We start from the raw sequence: 17,027 nt of genomic DNA, 5'->3' as shown, positions 1-17,027 counted from the left end.
ACTATGTAATTGTCTATATTATAGGCAACATCATTCAATCCTGCAAGTTTTATATCATCGATTAGTCACAAAAATTTAATTGAAAAAATTTATAGTTTTTCAACAAAACGTGTGTAAAACAGATTATAATAGAATATATAGAGAAAACATCTGGGGGAATAAATCATGAGAAGGTATCAGCTTGTTGTGTTGGTGTTGTTGGGTGTCATGGCTTTTTTGTTGGTTAATCCGGTCGCGGCGGATGATGGAAGTGAATCAGAGGGAGAGAAAGTATCTTTTCATCATACATATGACCATGCTTTAGAGAAAAAAGTACTTCCTGATCCTGTTCCACGCTTTGTATATGATTCAGGTTTAGACTTTGAATACCCAGAAAATGTACGGGGTATTTATGTGACGGGTCACTCTGCTGGTGGCGATCGGTTTGATGAGTTAGTATCACTCGTGAATGATACGCCGCTAAATTCGATGGTTATAGATGTAAAGGATGACCATGGGAAAGTGACGTATGAGATGAATGAGGATCACGTGGCGCACGATGTATCGGAGACTTATATTAAAGATCCACGTGCGATGCTTGAGCGTTTAGAAAAAGAAGAAATTTATCCGATTGCTCGTGTTGTCGTATTTAAGGATACAGCCTTAGCTGAGAAACGTCCAGAATGGTCATTTAAAGAAGGTGGCGATGTTTGGAAGAATGGACGGAATGAGGCGTTTGTGAATCCATTTGTTAAGGATGTTTGGGACTATAACATAGAGGTCGCTAAGGATGCTGCTGAATTAGGTTTCCAAGAAATTCAGTTTGATTATGTTCGTTTTCCAGAAGGATTTGAACATCGGGACGAAGAATTAAATTATTCTCGCGGTGATTATGATGATGCAAGCTTAGATAATGTCCGTGAACGCGTGACAGCAGTTAATGAATTTGTGGAATATGCTTATGAAGAGTTAGAGGCGTATGATATTGATGTGTCCGTTGATATATTTGGTTATACGGCAACAATTGGTGATGCACCTGGAATTGGTCAGAACTTCCTTGGTATTTCGGAAAATGTCGATGTCATTTCTTCAATGATTTATCCTAGTCATTGGACGCCATACTTTGGTATTAGTGAACCTGACCGTGAGCCATATAATCTCGTGAATAAGTATGCTAAATCAGAGAATGAGTTGTTAGGTGAATTAGATGATGCACCAACTTCTCGTCCGTGGTTGCAAGACTTTACAGCATCTTGGTTATATTCTTCAGGTAATACATTCAAGTATGGAGCTGATGAAGTAACAGCCCAAATCGAAGCTTTATACGAGAACGGGATTTACGAATATTTATTATGGAATGCAAATAATAACTATACAGAAGGAACAAATTTTGATCCGAAATAATGATTAGTAAGCCTTGGCAGTTGCCAAGGCTTTTTTTGAATGCATTTCAATAGTTCGTGAAGTTATTAAATAAATCGGGGGATTTATTTAATAACTAAGAAAAGTAATTTCAAAACTTGTAGGGTTTAGTTCATCATCACAGTAGCGTAACAGAGCCTAGAATACAACGTTTATTTTGTATTTAAGATAATTCTACAAGCAAATTTGTTCTATTTTAATGAATGTGTACGTTTATAGCTGTATATTTAAGGGATAATCAGTTGAAGGGTAAGCAGTCGTGACAAACGGCATTTAATCTTGATTATTCTCTCTCTATGCCGTTTAACACAATTTTTCCAAAACTATATAATAAAGATTGGATATAAAACGAACGCTAAACATAACAAAACGAAGAAGGAGCAGATTTATGAACTGGTATGAAAAGTTAAATGAATACTTTCCGGTTGAAGAAATGAAATCTAAGGAACATATGGAGCGTTTATTAAAAGAACGAAGCGATGTTTATTATAAAGAAGAAGGCGACCACCACGTGATGATGTATGCTGAATTTGAGGCCTTTATTTTTATTGATTATGTTTACGTATCACCAAAAGCACGCGGTCAAGGTATGGGGCAAAAGCTGCTAGATCAATTAAAGGAACGAAATAAGCCAATTATTTTAGAAGTTGAACCAGTTGATTATGAAGATACTGATACAGCTAAACGTTTACGCTTTTATCAGCGGGAAGGTTTTGAACACGCACAATCTATCGGGTATACGCGTCGATCACTAGCAACCAATGAACTCAATACATTAGAAATTTTGTACTGGTCACCTGATGAGGCTTCAGAAGATATGATTTATGAACAAATGCGTACATTATATGAAGAAATTCATACTTATAAAGACCAAGAAATCTATGGTGAATCGTATCAGCCAGTTGAAGAAGTTTTGACGATTGACAAAGAGCAGAAAGATGACTTATTCGATGCATTGAAAGAGCCTAAAGGTGTATAAGAAAAAGCAGGTCCTTAATTCTGGACCTGCTTTTTGTATTCAGTGGTTTTAGATCTTATTATTTAAGTATCACTTTGAAAGTTCTTCAAAGAGAAAATTATATGTAAGTACAATGAAATAAAGTTCATTCTCTAACATTCTACTTATAAGTAAGTGTAAAAAAAGACCTATGGCATATAGCTGTTTTATGTTATACTGATATTAAAGCGAACGTATTTTCGTACCATTACTTAAAATAAGTTTATTTATGAGATATTGCTTTTAATTTTGTTCGATTTAATATAAAAAATATGAAATAATTAGGTTTAATTTTGTGTAAGACGGGTAAAACAATACTAAGGCGAAATTAAAAATGTGACTTTTTGTTTACAACTAATTGAGAGCTCTTTTCAATTACATAGTTTTATTGTATACTAAAAGTACATTAGATTAGAGTAATTCTAAATTTAAATCGATTTTAATCGATTTGTTTCATGTCTTAAGCCGATAAAAGGAGAGTGAATGGCATGGTAACGTTATTTACATCACCAAGTTGCACATCTTGCCGTAAAGCGAGAGCTTGGTTAGAGGAACACGAGATTCCATTTGAAGAACGTAATATATTCTCAGATACATTGTCAAAAGACGAAATCAAAGAGATCTTACGTATGACGGAGGATGGAACTGACGAGATTGTTTCAAAACGTTCTAAGGTATTCCAAAAATTAGACGTGGGATTAGATCAAATGCCACTTAAGGATTTAATTGACTTAATTCAAGAAAATCCAGGCTTATTACGTCGTCCAATTATTATGGATGAGAAACGTCTACAAGTCGGATATAACGAAGATGAAATTCGTCGATTCTTACCACGTAACGTACGTTCTTTCCAATTAGAAGAAGCAAAACGTTTAGTGAATTAAGTTTACAGTGATATAAATAAAGCCGGACCTGACTTCCAAATGGTTCGGCTTTTTGTCTTTTCTATACAGCTGGTTTTCTACTGAGGTAGCCTATGAATAATACAAGTATAACCATGAATAGTGGCCATGTGAGGGCATGATAAGGAATGCTTGTCCAAACAGCTTCGATTTTTTCTTCTTTTAAAATTAACTCTGCGCTTGTATAGGCTAATAAACTTGCGCCAAGATAAATCATAAAAGGATATCGCTTCATAAGCTTAAGAATAATTTGGCTACCAAAGATAATGAGTGGTACAGAGATGATCAAACCGAATAAAATGAGGGCAATATTTTGATTTGCTGCAGCTGAAATTGCCAGTACATTATCAAAGCCCATCACAACATCAGCAATGATAATGGTCTTTACAGCGCCTAGAAAAGTTGTTGATGATTGAATATCTGGATGATCGTGAGCATCTTGGTCGCGTAATAGCTGGGTAGCAATGTAGAATAAAAGTAGACCACCTATTAATTGAACATAAGGCATCGTTAATAAAAATATGGCGATTGTCGCAAGAATAAAACGAAAGGCAATTGCTAGTATGGTTCCGAAAACGATTGCTTTTTGTTGAAGGTGATCAGGCAGTTTTCGACTAGCCATGGCGATTACGATTGCATTGTCGCCACCAAGAATTAAGTCGATACCGATTATAATAAATAAAGCTTTTATTATATCCCAATTTAGTTCTAATAAAAATTCCATGAAAAAACCTCCTTTTATGGCGTGACAAATAGTTCTATATGTTTTACAATTATGGATTAAATACAGAAAATCATCGTTGTTTGAATTGTGGGACAGCTTGTTTCACATTCGGGCGAACATGGAATTTTGAAAAAGCTAGTCAAAAACATTTTCAAAAAAATTGGACTTAACATAAATTATGATTAAGACGAAATCTTTATGACATGATTGAAGGCGATGACTTTCGGGTATTGTTATATTAAGATAATAGGGTAAGTCCTTCCCAAGTAGTATTTAAAGGTAAGAAGGGAGAGGAAAAACAATGGAAATAGAAAGAATTAATGAAAACACATTAAAATTTTATATATCATATCAAGATATTGAAGAGCGTGGTTTCACACGCGAAGATATTTGGTATAACCGAGAAAAAGGCGAAGAATTATTTTGGGATATGATGGATGAAGTTAATGATCATGAAGACTTTAGTGTTGATGGCCCATTATGGATCCAAGTTCAGGCAATGGATAAAGGGTTAGAAATTGTTGTAACTAAGGCACAGATCTCTAAAGATGGTAACAAGTTAGAACTACCAGACGCTGATGATCCGAATGGTCAAGGTGTGACACACGAGCTAGAGAACTTTATGGACCAAAGTTTCTCAAAAGATTCAAAAGCATCAAACGATAACAAAGGTCAAAAGAAAAAGAAGAAAAAACATCTTGATGATGATCTAACATTAATGGTTACATTTAATGACATTGAAGATGCGATTTCATTAAGTCAATCAGTTCAAGATACACGCTTTGTAACGGATCGACTATTTGCATTTGACGACCAGTATTTCATCCATGTCGGCTTTCCAAATGGCTTCTTAAGTGAAGATGAGCAGGAAGATTATATCAGTCGTTTGCTTGAATTTGGTGAAGAGTCCGCCATGACGAAACACTATCTAACAGAATATGGTGTAGAAATATTTGAAGATGATGCTATGAAGCAGTTGAGAACACATTTTGAATAACTATAAAGCAAGCTTGTAAGTAGGCAAGCTTGCTTTTTTAAATTTATAAGCGGTTAAGGCGGTGTGAATTAAACTTGGCAATTTCAAACTAAAGTGTTCTGATTTGGTCAAAAAAAGTTTAATCGAATGAAAAATAGGTTATTTCTTAAATATAAGAAAAGTGAACTTAATATTAGGTGTTATTGTTATTATTTCCAATCGACAAAAATTTTGTTTGGTTGAAAAAATGTGACATATTTTGTACGCTAAGATTATTAACATAACAAAGGGATGTACTTGAGGGAAAAAGAGAGGCTTTGACGATATGTTGAAATGGATTCAAGTGCTGGTATTTACTGCGATTGTTTTTGCAACTGGGTATTTGTCCTACGTAATTTGGGAAGGTCGAATTATTACGACGTTCTCTCTTTTTGTGACGATATCAGCAGTTTTAATCGGATTTATGATTTTTATTGAAAATCGCCAACCTTCTCAGACAATTAATTGGATTCTTGTTTTTGCTGCGTTTCCTGTATTAGGATTCTTTTTCTACTTAATTTTTGGTCGTAACTATAAAAAAAGAAAACGTTACGATGAAAAGCAAGAGCAGGACGAGGAAGCGTTTAATAAAATTGAAGGACATCGGCCTATTCAAGAAGAAGATCTCAACCAAATGGGCGATCATCAGAAAATGTTCTTCCGTCTAGCACATGAACTAGGAAATTCACCTGTTTCTTTCAATTCTCAAACCCAGGTGTTAACGAATGGGTCAGAGAAGTTTCCAGCTATTTTAGAAGCTTTAAAAAAAGCGAGGCACCATATACATTTAGAGTATTACATCGTTAGACATGATGAGATTGGTCAAGAGATTAAGAAAGTGTTAATTGATAAGGCCAAAGAAGGCGTGGAAGTACGCTTTCTTTATGATGCTGTTGGAAGTTGGCGTTTGTCGGATAGCTTTAAACAAGATTTACGCGATGCGGGTGTCAAACTTAAAGCATTTGCACCAGTGAGGTTACCGTTTATTGGTAGCCGAATTAATTTTAGAAATCACCGCAAAATTATTGTGGTTGATGGTGAACAAGGTTTCATGGGTGGGCTGAATATTGGCGATGAGTATTTAGGACGCAATGCTCATTTCGGTGAATGGCGAGATACACATTTGTTTGTTCGTGGAGAAGCGGTTAGAACATTACAGTTGATCTTTTTACAAGATTGGTATTATGAAACGGATGAACATTTGTTGACACAAGATTATCTTTCACCTGAAATTGTGATTACACATAGCGAAGCTGGAGGCGTTCAGTTAATTGCTGATGGACCAGATACTCAATGGGAAAATATAAAGAAATTATATTTCTCTATGATTATTTCAGCAAAAAAGTCGATTTGGATTGCTTCGCCATATTTTATACCTGATGATGATATTTTAACTGCAATGAAAGTAGCTAGTTTAAGTGGTGTGGATGTACGCTTGATGATGCCAAGTGTACCTGATAAGAGAATTGTTTATCATGCTTCTCGCTCTTATTATCCAGAATTGATGGAGGCTGGAGTGAAGGTTTATGAGTATAGCCGAGGATTCTTGCACAGTAAGGTTATTATTGTTGATGAAGAATTAGCATCAATTGGAACATCGAACATGGATATGCGAAGTTTCCATTTAAATTTTGAAGTGAATGCCTTTTTATTCCGTACGGATAGTACCGCGAAGTTAGTAGAAGATTTCCGCCAAGATTTTGACGAGTCGCGAGAAATCGATCTTAATTCGTTTAATAAACGTTCCATATTGATCCGAGTCACAGAATCATTCTTTCGCTTATTGTCACCACTGCTATAAAGTAGTGGTGATAAGTGTTAGGTATGAATTAAGGGGAGATGCCTATTGTTAAAAGCAATCAATAAAAACAATCAATCCGTAATTGCATTTAGCCAGTCTAAAGAGAGGCTAGACCAATTACGACATGAACCATTATTTTGTCCTGTTTGTCAAAAACCCGTCATTTTAAAAGCTGGTCCGATTAATATTCCTCATTTTGCCCACGACTCCGAAGCTTCATGTTCATACGGAAGAGGTGAATCTGAAACCCATCTCCGTGGAAAAATGCATATAGCTACATGGCTACACCGACAAAGTTATCCTGTTTATTTGGAACAATACATTCCACCCATTGATCGCCGAGCAGATGTTTTAACTAAAATAAACGATACGTACATTGCTTTTGAGTACCAGTGTTCACCGCTTGAACCAGAAGAATTGCGTGTTCGTACGGAAGATTATATGAAGCAAGGGATTGTTTGTATTTGGATATTCGGTCCTGGTTACCATAAACCTTACCAAGCGTCATTTTATCGAGTAGCACCTGCAATTCGTGTTTCACTTTTGCACCATCCCTATGCTAAGACACCTCGTTTTTTTACTTATGATCCAATGAATTATACGCTACACCTACATGAACCTAGTTTTGTCCATCAACACAATGCTTTTACAACAACTCGAAGTGGTACGATTACAAATTGGACCATTCCTCAGATTTTCGCTTCTAAGGTTCCACAATCAACAGATTACCAACAATGGTTATTTCAAAAAAAGCGTTTTCGGTCTAAACAGCGACAATTCTCTTCCAAAATTGAAGAAGATTATATGAACTATTTATACACGCAGTCACTTCATCCTCAGTTCTTACCTTCCTGTATTTATTTACCCGTTACAAATTATCATCTTGATAAGACCCCGGTTTATATTTGGCAAACATCGTTTATAATCGATCTTTTTAATGAATTAGAGCAAGGGGATGAACTGAATTGGTATGATGTTTATGATATGATGCGGGTCTTTTTTCAAGGTCGTCTAACCTCAGCTTATCCAACTTCAGTTCATCACCCTCTTTACAGTTATTTAAATACACTAGTTTCGCTTGATTTATTAGAAAAACAGACACCTAGTCATTTTATTAAGAAAACTGATGTTATTTTTCCTAAAACATTAGATGAAGCGCTCGAACAAGATGAGGCAACACTTAATCAACTTTTAACTTTATAACAAATGAAAAAGTTAAGTAGTTTGTTTTACATTCTGATGTAACTTTTATAAAATAGTGAATTGTAAGAAAAATTACGATTGCGGGAGGTTACATAATGGCTAAGGAGATTAAAACGAGAGAGGAAGTCCCAACTGAATTGACTTGGGATTTGGAAGCCATTTTCAAAACGGATGAAGCATGGGAAGAAGCGCTACAAGCTTTACATGATGAATTACCTAAGATTACAGCATATAAAGGGACAATCGCCGAGTCATCTGATAATTTATTGGCGGTTTTACAACTAGAAGATGATTTTCAAACACGCTTACAAAAAGTGTTTGTTTATTCACATATGCGTTCAGACCAAGATACAGCGAATAGTCAGTATCAGGATCAAGATGCACGGGCAACATCACTTGTTACGCAAGTTATGAGTGCGTTTAGTTATGTAACACCTGAAATATTGGCGATGGATGATGCGACAATTGAACAGTTTATTGCTGAGAATGATGAACTGAAGCATTATGAAAAAACATTACGTGACATTATGAAGTCTCGACCTCATGTTTTATCAGAGAAAGAAGAATCGCTATTAGCAGAAGTCTCTGAAGTCACACAGACGCCTGGTAATGCTTTTGGTATGTTAAACAATGCCGATATCGAATTTCCAACGATTACGGATGAAATTGGGGAAGAGACGCAACTATCACACGGTCGTTTTCGTGACTTTTTAGATTCGAAAGACCGTCAAGTTAGAAAACAAGCATTTGATGCGATGTACGATACGTTTGGTCAGTATCAAAATACGTTTTCCGCGACATTAAGTGGGCAAGTGAAGAAGGCAAACTTCTTTGCGAAGGCACGCAATTATAATTCAGCACGTGAAGCGGCGTTAGACAAGAATAATATTCCGGAACAAGTTTATGATAATTTACTTGAAGCGATTAATGATCGTTTGCCGTCACTTCATCGTTATATGAAGTTGAAAAAGCGTATGCTTGAAGTAGATGAGTTACACATGTATGACATCTATACACCGCTTGTTGATGAGAAAATGGATGTGACGATTGAAGAAGCAAAGGATTGGGTTCTTAAGGGCTTAGCTCCATTAGGGGAAGAGTACACCTCCATTGTTCAAAAAGGTTATAACGAACGTTGGATCGATTGGCTTGAGACGAAAGGTAAGCGAAGCGGTGCTTACTCATCTGGTGGCTATTTAACAAATCCATATATCCTTATGAATTGGCAGGATAATGTGGATAATTTATTTACATTAGCCCATGAATTAGGCCACTCATTACACAGTTATTATACGCATCAGAATCAGGCACCTCGTTATGGTAACTATTCTATTTTCGTGGCTGAAGTTGCTTCAACAGCTAATGAAGCATTGTTAAATGACCATATGCTAAAGACGCTTGATAGTAAACAGAAGAAACTTTATTTACTTAATAATTTCTTAGAAGGTTTCCGTGGAACTGTTTTTCGTCAAACGATGTTTGCTGAGTTTGAACATGAAATTCATCAACGAGAGCAACAAGGTGAAGCACTGACAGCTGAAAAATTAACCGATATTTATTATAAGCTTAACCAGAAATATTTTGGTGACGATGTTCATGTTGATGAAAAAATTGGACTTGAATGGGCTCGAATTCCTCATTTTTATATGGGCTATTACGTCTATCAATATGCAACGGGTTATTCAGCAGCGACAGCATTAGCCGCTAAGATCCTAGAAGAAGGTGAACCAGCTGTAGAGAAATTCAAAGATTTCTTGAAAGCAGGAAGTAGCGAAGATCCTATTGATGTATTGAAGAAAGCTGGCGTGGATATGACTGAGAAAGCACCAATTTTAGAAGCATTAGATGTATTTGATGCAAAATTAGATGAATTTGAAGCGTTATTAAATGAATAATAAAAAATGCAGGCGGTTTATATCGCCTGCATTTTTTATGGTTACTACGTATTGTTAAATAATGTGGACACATTATTTAACGGTCTTCCAAGTTTGTTAAACAATGTTCCAACATTATTAAACAAGGCTTCAATATTATTAAACAATTAAGGGAGAATGTTTAACAATTCTCCTCAAGTAATTACTTCAAAACTTTTTACGAAATGAATTTTTTTGGGTGAATGAGGCAATAAATAAAAATAGTACCAAAAACAGAAGCGGCATGCTGATCAAACGTGGGATTAATTGCATCATGCCAAGTGTATTCAATAAAAAAGCACCTATAATCAGTATCAACCAAAAGAGGAGTCGGATCATCATCATCGCTTCCTTTTTTGATACTCATCATATGGTGCTTTTCCATAAGTTATGCCTAATTTGTTTCAATGTACTTCCAAAATGTGCCGTATTTGACGGGGATACGTTCGACTTTACGCGTAAGTTGGAGTTTCTTTAATTCGCGTTCTGTTTTTTCTTCGCTCCAATCAAATACAACCGCAATTTCTTTCGAGGCGACAAATTTAAAGTGAGATAAAAAATCAATGAGTGCAGGTTTAACGGTTGGACGAGCTGCACGTCCCATCACTTCAAATAAGGCCTTAACATATGAATCGTAATCATAAATACCAGACACTTTCAAACCGTCCTCGGTTTCTTCCTGATTGAAGAAAACAATGGATGGTGTCTGGTCAACGCCCATTTCTTGTGCTACGTGAAGATCACATTTTAAAGCTTTTTTTGCAGTATTTGAATATAAATCATGGTAAAACTCATCTACATCCAAATTGACTTTATTAGCAACTTCCAATAAAACGGCTTCATCTGAAATGTTTAGTTGGTCTAAGAATAAATACTCGCGTAATTTCCGTAAAAAATCCGTGCTTAATCGGTGTCCCTGTAATTCAGCTGCTTTGATCGCAAGCGACGTTAATAACGGGGAGGAAACAGGATTATTATTTGAAATGGCTTCATCGCAATTCATTCCAGTTCGCTGTGATAGTTTGCGCCACGAATACTTAATGTTATCAGAACGGTTAAGTGACGAAATATTCATTTCAGTTGATTTACCAGTGATGATGGTTCTCAATTTGAAATAACAACCGTATTCCATCGCTAATTTTTTGATATAAGGCTCGAACGACCAACATTCTGGACATAATGGGTCGACAAAAAAGTATATTTCAACGGGTTTATTAAGTAAGTTACAGAAGTCAATTTGGGAATTATCATTCGATGCAAGATTGTTCATGACATTCGCTGTTTGATCCACCACATCGATTCCCCTTTCGAATTCTCTATTCCGGTGTGTTCATCATATGATTAGCTGTCATCGTTAAACGCTCAAAAATTGAGCTGCGATAAGGTTCTTCGATTTCAGCTTCTTCCAAAGCGGCTTCCATACAACTGAGCCAAGCATCGCGTCTCGTCGGTGTGATTGTAAAATACATATGACGTGCGCGAAGCATCGGATGGCCATGTTCTTGAATATACAGTTGTGGGCCACCGAAAAATTGGGTTAAAAATTGTTTTTGTTTACGTTTCGTTTCGGTTAAATCGTCTGGAAAAATGGGTATTAAATCTGGATGTTCGGCAACACGTTTATAAAACGCGTCGACAATTCGTTGGACTGCCGCTTCTCCTCCAATGGCTTCGTAAATGTTGCCCTGTTGGTGTGCCATAGAAATCCCTCTCTTTTTCAATATTGTAGCAACGTCGGCGCGTCATATCAATTAATATGACTAGTTAACGCTCTGAAAAAACCTGGCAATTTTGTTCGGTGTATGACGTTTAGGAATGTTAAATTGACGTAATAAATTGTGAAAATAAGATTCACCTTGTTCCAAACTAGAAGCCTCAACCTCTAGTTCATAATCAATCATTCCGTTGTATTCGCTGTGATCAAGGACAAGGATTATATCGCGATCTTGCCGCTCATATCGGTAAGTCGTAAGTTGCCCTTTATAACGGATGTCTGCTTCTTTAATTCCGAGTGTGTTTAACTGTTGACGGATATTTTCACCTAAAGTGATTTCATCCTGACACCATGCTTTAAATTGTTCTTTCGTTAAGGTGTCATGCGTTTCTAGCAAACCATTTTCGACAGGTTGTTTTAACGTCGCAACATAAGCATCTGTTTTCTCACGAATACGGAGAGCAGCCCCCTGTTGTTTTAAGCGAAAATCATTTGTTTCAAAATAGTAATTTACTTGTTTTATAGGTTCTAAATTACTCATATAATGAGCGGCTAAATTGTTATATTCATCGCGTTCGAGTAGATTTTTAAATTCAATTTCGATTTCCTGCAATGCTTGTTCACCTCGCTTAACACTAATTTTCATTATGACGGATAAATTTGTTAGATTCAACGATTATGGCTCCTGCCAAATTATGATACAATATAGGTGATTAGGACATCATGGAAAGTGGGGGAAACACGTTGAAATGGGATATATTTTTAGCACCGTACAGTCAAGCCGTTGATGAGTTAAAGATAAAGTTAAAAGGCATGCGCAAGCAATTCGACTATGAATCAAGACATTCTCCCATCGAGTTTGTGACAGGTCGGGTTAAGCCGATTACAAGTATTGTCGATAAAGCCAAACGGCGTGAAATCCCTATTCCTAAAATCGAAGAAGAAGTTCAAGATATAGCGGGCTTAAGAGTTGTTTGTCCATTTGTAGATGATATATATGAAGTCGTTGAAATGATTCGTGCAAGACAAGACTTTGAAATTGCAGAAGAGAAAGATTACATAGAGAAAAACAAGGAGAGTGGCTACCGCTCATATCACGTGATCATTCGGTATCCAGTTGAAACAATTCATGGTGAACGCAAAATCTTAGCGGAAATCCAAATTCGAACATTAGCCATGAATTTTTGGGCTATTAATGAACATTCTTTAAACTATAAATATTCTGGCCAAATACCTGAGGATGTCACAACACGATTACGTAATGCTGCAGAAGCGGCGTTCCGTTTAGATGAAGAAATGTCGAAAATCAGACAAGAAATTCGCGAAGCACAGGAATATTTCAGACGGACGAAAGAATAATCAGTCGTTGCTAAATCAAAAGGTGGGATCAATGTGAAATTTGCAGTACTAAGCCGAGGCGATCAAACATCAAAGGAACTTGAGTCGAAATTTAAGAGTTACTTATCTGAATTTAATTTAGAGCACAATGAAGAGGAACCAGATCTCGTCATTTCGATCGGAGGGGACGGGACATTACTTGAAGCGTTTCATAGTTATGTTCATCGTCTCGATAAGACAGCGTTTATCGGGGTTCATACAGGTCATCTCGGTTTCTATGCGGATTGGGTACCAGAAGAGTTAGAAAAATTAATTATTGAGATAGCTCGGACACCATTTCAAGTTGTCGAGTATCCATTATTAGAGTTAACCATTCGTCCAACAGATTATGATGCTGAGCATTGTTATTTAGCTTTGAATGAAGTTTCCGTGAAAACAGCAGAAGGTTCGGTTGTATTAGATGTTGAAATTAAAGGGGAACATTTTGAGACATTCCGTGGTGACGGTTTATGTATTTCGACACCATCAGGTTCTACTGCTTATAATAAAGCGTTAGGTGGTGCCATTATTCATCCATCACTTGAGGCTTTTCAAATTACGGAAATGGCATCGATTAACAATCGTGTTTTCCGTACGGTAGGTTCACCTCTTATTTTGCCGAAACATCATACAGCAGTGATGAAACCTAAAAGTGAACGTAACTTTTTAATTACGATTGATCATTTAACCATGACATTCAATCAAGTGCACAGTATTCAATGTCGTGTATCAAAAGAAAAGGTAAGATTTGCGCGATTCCGCCCATTTCCATTTTGGAAACGTGTCCACGATTCATTTATTTCAGACGAAAGTACGGAATTATAGGTGAGTCATCATGGAATTCCATTGGATAATCGGATCAACTCATGATGGTTGGCTCGTACGTGATTATTTAAAACACGTGCGAGCTTTTTCAGGTCAACTCATAAAAGCTATGAAACAATCTGGCGTAATCGAAGTTAATGGTGAAGCGGTGACAATAGCTGATCGTCTTAAACCCAAGGACGTACTTGAAGTCGTTTTACCCAAAGAGCATCGGAGCAATGCGTTTCAGCCAAAACAAGGTCCGCTGAGTATCGTTTATGAAGATAAACATATTTTAGTCGTGAATAAAGAACGGGGGACAGCTGTAACGCCTAATATGAAGGATGAAGCAGGTGTCACCTTAATTGAAGCTGTTTTAGCTTATTTTGATAGACAAGGACTCGAGACTACAGGACATGTCGTCACACGATTAGATCGATATACTTCTGGGCTCGTCTTGATCGCAAAACATCGCTATAGTCATCATTTAATGCAGCAAGTGAGTATAGATCGGTGGTATGAAGGTATTGTTGAAGGTTCTTTGGCGGGATCAGGGACTCTTAATTGGCCCATTGAACGCCATTTGCCATCGATTATCGAGCGCAAAGTGAGTGAAGACGGTCAACCAGCTGTGACGCATTATCGGGTTAAATTGGCGAGTCATAATCGTAAGTTAATTGAGCTTAAGCTAGAAACAGGCCGAACCCACCAAATTCGAGTTCATATGGCGCATTTGGGTTTTCCACTTGTTGGTGATGACCTTTATGGTAGCGAATCACGTGATTTAACGGGTCAAGCGCTTCATTGTAAATGGCTAAAATTTATCCATCCTGTTTCAGGTCAACAGATTACAGTGTATGCGAAGACACCACATAAGTTAATCGAACTATTATAAAAAGCCAGGTGCAATTTTGCACCTGGCTATTCAGTTTCGAACATATAATCTTTTTTCCGTGAATGAATATTTAAGACAATCCCAATGGCAGCCATATAGACAAGTAAGGATGTACCACCGTAACTCAGGAATGGGAGTGGTAAACCAGTTAATGGCAAGAGCTGAACGGACATACCAATGTTTTGGAAAATTTGATAAAAGAACATGCCGACAAAACCGACCGCTAAATAAGTACCGAATGGGTCGCGACAATCAAGCGCAATTTGAATAATGCGATAGATTAAAAGGAAATACAAGATAATCACGACACTTGAACCAATGAAACCAAATTGTTCGGCTACAGCAGTGAAGATCATGTCTGATTGTCGTTCTGGAATATAAAGTTCAAAGCTACCTAAGCCTTTACCAAATAATTCACCAGATCCAATCGCTAGCATAGATCGAATCGATTGAAGTGCTGATCCATCTTCATAAAGATGCGGGTTTTGCCAAGCTTGAATACGGAAAACAGCGTGTCTGAATGGGGTGTCCATCCAGAAGTTCACAAATTGTTCTGTAAACATTAAATAGGCAGCGACAAAAAATCCAGTTATCACAGCAATGATTCCGAATAAAGAGAAAAGAAAACGCCAACGAATACCAGAAATTAGAATAAGGAAACCAGCGATTGACAGAATAACTAAGGCTGATCCTAAGTCAGGTTGCATGACAATAAGAGCTAGAGGTACTATAGTTAACCCTAGAATCTTACTTAGCAATACAAAATCATATGTTAAATTTTTCTGAGACCATTGTTCATTATGGGATGTGATTACATGCGCCAATGTGATGACTAGAAAAACTTTCATAAACTCTGAAGGCTGTAATGAACCAAAGGGTAACTGATACCAACTTGTCGCTCCGAGGTTCGTTTGTCCCCAGACAAATAAACCTGCCAGCATAGCAACACCTAGGAAATATAAAGGCCACGCTAATTTTCTATAAAAATCAAAATCCAATAACATGATTAAAGCGATTCCGATTGCACCTAAGATAAACCACATGATTTGTTGACTATAGAAACTAATATTCGAAAGGTGTCCTGATAAATGGGGTTGTAATAAATAAAGTGTTATACAACCAATCGCAATGAGACTCACCATAACGAATAGTAGAAATGTATCGAGTTTTTTGTCGTTTCCGTAGTTCTCCATGGAGATACTCCTTTAATGTTATCATCTATTCTATTTTCAAGTATTTGACGGGATTCGTCAATGTGCAGTCTTTAACAGTTTATGAACGTTTTAGTATAATCTCAGAAAATGATTGTAAGGTGGAGTTTTTTTTTATAAAATAGTAGCAGGTACTAATAATAAATCATAATTTTATGACTGATCAGGAGGTCATTTGAATGAATTTTTCTTTAGAAGGTAAGACATATGTTGTGATGGGTGTTGCAAACCGTCGTAGTATTGCTTGGGGGATTGCGCAAGCACTACACAATGCGGGAGCTCGATTGGTCTTTACGTATGCGAATGAACGTTTTGAAAAGCCAGTCCGTGAGTTGGCAGGTTCGTTAGACCGCGACGATTCTTTGTTTTATGAATGCGATGTAACAGATGATGAAGCGATCAAGCAGACGTTCACCAGTATTAAAGAAGATGTTGGTGTGATTCATGGCTTAGCGCATTGTATCGCGTTTGCGAACCGTGATGATTTAAACGGTGAATTTATTGATACCTCACGCGATGGTTTCTTATTGTCGCAAAACATCAGTGCGTACTCATTAGCAGCAGTTGCACGTGAATCCAAAGATTTAATGACAGAAGGTGGAAGCATTGTGACGCTCACATATCTTGGTGGCGAGCGCGTTGTGCAAAACTATAATGTCATGGGTGTTGCGAAGGCAAGCCTTGATGCGACGATGAAGTATACTGCAAATGATTTAGGTAAGCATGGAATCCGTGTGAACGCAATTTCAGCAGGTCCAATTCGTACGTTGTCAGCGAAAGGTGTGGGCGATTTTAATTCAATTTTACAAGAAATCGAAGAACGCGCACCTTTACGTAAGCCTGTGACACAAGAAGAAGTCGGCGATGTTGCATACTTCCTAATGAGTGATCTATCACGTGGTATGACAGGTGAGATCCTACACGTTGACTCTGGTTTTAACATTTTAGGTAAATAAATTAGATGTGATTTGATAAAAGCTCAACCTTTGCGGGTTGAGCTTTTTTAATGTTAGAGCAACGCTTGAATTTATTAAATAAATGCGGGTATTTATGAAATAAGTGGAATTATT

At 36.9% G+C, this 17,027-nt stretch carries 17 protein-coding genes; 11 read left to right on the top strand and 6 right to left on the bottom strand.

Annotation, left to right across the window (positions count from 1 at the left end):
* Nucleotides 1–165: 165 nt before the first annotated feature.
* The 3 genes from J2S77_RS11335 (at nucleotide 166) to spxA (ending at nucleotide 3,282) form a co-directional block, all read left to right on the top strand.
* Entirely contained in the window at nucleotides 166–1,383 is a 1,218-nt protein-coding gene (locus J2S77_RS11335) for a putative glycoside hydrolase (protein ID WP_306977446.1), read from the top strand.
* Between the two features lie 406 nt (nucleotides 1,384–1,789).
* A complete protein-coding gene (locus J2S77_RS11330; protein ID WP_306977445.1) occupies nucleotides 1,790–2,380 on the top strand; it encodes a GNAT family N-acetyltransferase in 591 nt (196 codons plus the stop codon).
* A 506-nt stretch (nucleotides 2,381–2,886) separates the two neighbouring features.
* Entirely contained in the window at nucleotides 2,887–3,282 is a 396-nt protein-coding gene (spxA, locus tag J2S77_RS11325; RefSeq protein ID WP_306977443.1) for a transcriptional regulator SpxA, read from the top strand.
* 61 nt (nucleotides 3,283–3,343) lie between these two features.
* Here spxA and J2S77_RS11320 read toward each other — a convergent pair whose 3' ends face one another.
* A complete protein-coding gene (locus tag J2S77_RS11320) occupies nucleotides 3,344–4,024 on the bottom strand; it encodes a TerC family protein (RefSeq protein WP_306977441.1) in 681 nt (226 codons plus the stop codon).
* A gap of 301 nt (nucleotides 4,025–4,325) precedes the next feature.
* Between J2S77_RS11320 and mecA the strand changes: the two genes are divergently transcribed.
* The 4 genes from mecA to pepF all read left to right on the top strand — a co-directional run bounded on the left by mecA (nucleotide 4,326) and on the right by pepF (nucleotide 9,938).
* Nucleotides 4,326–5,021, top strand: coding sequence for an adaptor protein MecA (gene mecA, locus J2S77_RS11315; RefSeq protein ID WP_306977439.1), 696 nt, complete (start codon nucleotides 4,326–4,328; stop codon nucleotides 5,019–5,021).
* 304 nt (nucleotides 5,022–5,325) lie between these two features.
* Nucleotides 5,326–6,840: a cardiolipin synthase gene (gene cls / locus J2S77_RS11310; protein WP_306977436.1), complete on the top strand. Its 1,515-nt coding sequence runs from the start codon at nucleotides 5,326–5,328 to the stop codon at nucleotides 6,838–6,840.
* A gap of 45 nt (nucleotides 6,841–6,885) precedes the next feature.
* Entirely contained in the window at nucleotides 6,886–8,043 is a 1,158-nt protein-coding gene (locus J2S77_RS11305) for a competence protein CoiA (protein ID WP_306977435.1), read from the top strand.
* A 95-nt stretch (nucleotides 8,044–8,138) separates the two neighbouring features.
* The gene (gene pepF / locus J2S77_RS11300) at nucleotides 8,139–9,938 is read left to right on the top strand and encodes an oligoendopeptidase F (protein ID WP_306977433.1); all 1,800 of its coding nucleotides are present in this window, start codon (nucleotides 8,139–8,141) and stop codon (nucleotides 9,936–9,938) included.
* 186 nt (nucleotides 9,939–10,124) lie between these two features.
* Here pepF and J2S77_RS14495 read toward each other — a convergent pair whose 3' ends face one another.
* The 4 genes from J2S77_RS14495 to J2S77_RS11280 all read right to left on the bottom strand — a co-directional run bounded on the left by J2S77_RS14495 (nucleotide 10,125) and on the right by J2S77_RS11280 (nucleotide 12,343).
* Nucleotides 10,125–10,229 (bottom strand): hypothetical protein, encoded by a 105-nt coding sequence (locus J2S77_RS14495; RefSeq protein ID WP_503128501.1) that lies wholly within the window; start codon nucleotides 10,227–10,229, stop codon nucleotides 10,125–10,127.
* A gap of 121 nt (nucleotides 10,230–10,350) precedes the next feature.
* Nucleotides 10,351–11,250 (bottom strand): ClpXP adapter SpxH family protein, encoded by a 900-nt coding sequence (locus J2S77_RS11290; RefSeq protein WP_306977429.1) that lies wholly within the window; start codon nucleotides 11,248–11,250, stop codon nucleotides 10,351–10,353.
* 22 nt (nucleotides 11,251–11,272) lie between these two features.
* Nucleotides 11,273–11,656 (bottom strand): globin domain-containing protein, encoded by a 384-nt coding sequence (locus J2S77_RS11285; protein ID WP_370871834.1) that lies wholly within the window; start codon nucleotides 11,654–11,656, stop codon nucleotides 11,273–11,275.
* Between the two features lie 60 nt (nucleotides 11,657–11,716).
* Nucleotides 11,717–12,343 (bottom strand): CYTH domain-containing protein, encoded by a 627-nt coding sequence (locus J2S77_RS11280; RefSeq protein ID WP_306977427.1) that lies wholly within the window; start codon nucleotides 12,341–12,343, stop codon nucleotides 11,717–11,719.
* 50 nt (nucleotides 12,344–12,393) lie between these two features.
* On the opposite strand from J2S77_RS11280, the gene yjbM reads away from it, so the two are divergent.
* The 3 genes from yjbM to J2S77_RS11265 are packed head-to-tail and all read left to right on the top strand — an operon-like array spanning nucleotide 12,394 to nucleotide 14,746.
* Complete coding sequence (gene yjbM / locus J2S77_RS11275; RefSeq protein ID WP_167263900.1) at nucleotides 12,394–13,029, top strand: GTP diphosphokinase; 636 nt, start codon at nucleotides 12,394–12,396, stop codon at nucleotides 13,027–13,029.
* A gap of 33 nt (nucleotides 13,030–13,062) precedes the next feature.
* Entirely contained in the window at nucleotides 13,063–13,872 is an 810-nt protein-coding gene (locus tag J2S77_RS11270; RefSeq protein ID WP_306977425.1) for an NAD kinase, read from the top strand.
* A gap of 10 nt (nucleotides 13,873–13,882) precedes the next feature.
* Complete coding sequence (locus tag J2S77_RS11265) at nucleotides 13,883–14,746, top strand: RluA family pseudouridine synthase (protein ID WP_306977423.1); 864 nt, start codon at nucleotides 13,883–13,885, stop codon at nucleotides 14,744–14,746.
* A gap of 26 nt (nucleotides 14,747–14,772) precedes the next feature.
* Here the strand turns inward: J2S77_RS11265 and J2S77_RS11260 are convergent, their stop codons facing one another.
* Entirely contained in the window at nucleotides 14,773–15,939 is a 1,167-nt protein-coding gene (locus J2S77_RS11260; RefSeq protein ID WP_306977421.1) for an FtsW/RodA/SpoVE family cell cycle protein, read from the bottom strand.
* A 197-nt stretch (nucleotides 15,940–16,136) separates the two neighbouring features.
* Here J2S77_RS11260 and fabI point away from each other — a divergent pair, with 197 nt between their 5' ends.
* Nucleotides 16,137–16,913 carry an enoyl-ACP reductase FabI gene (gene fabI / locus J2S77_RS11255; RefSeq protein ID WP_306977419.1) on the top strand — a complete coding sequence of 259 codons (777 nt, stop codon included), beginning with the start codon at nucleotides 16,137–16,139 and terminating at the stop codon, nucleotides 16,911–16,913.
* Nucleotides 16,914–17,027: the final 114 nt, after the last annotated feature.

It is taken from the genome of Alkalibacillus salilacus (genome assembly GCF_030812915.1).
Lineage (GTDB): Bacteria > Bacillota > Bacilli > Bacillales > Alkalibacillaceae > Alkalibacillus > Alkalibacillus salilacus.
Note: the sequence above shows the minus strand (reverse complement) of the source record. Positions and strands in the feature narration are given on the sequence as shown.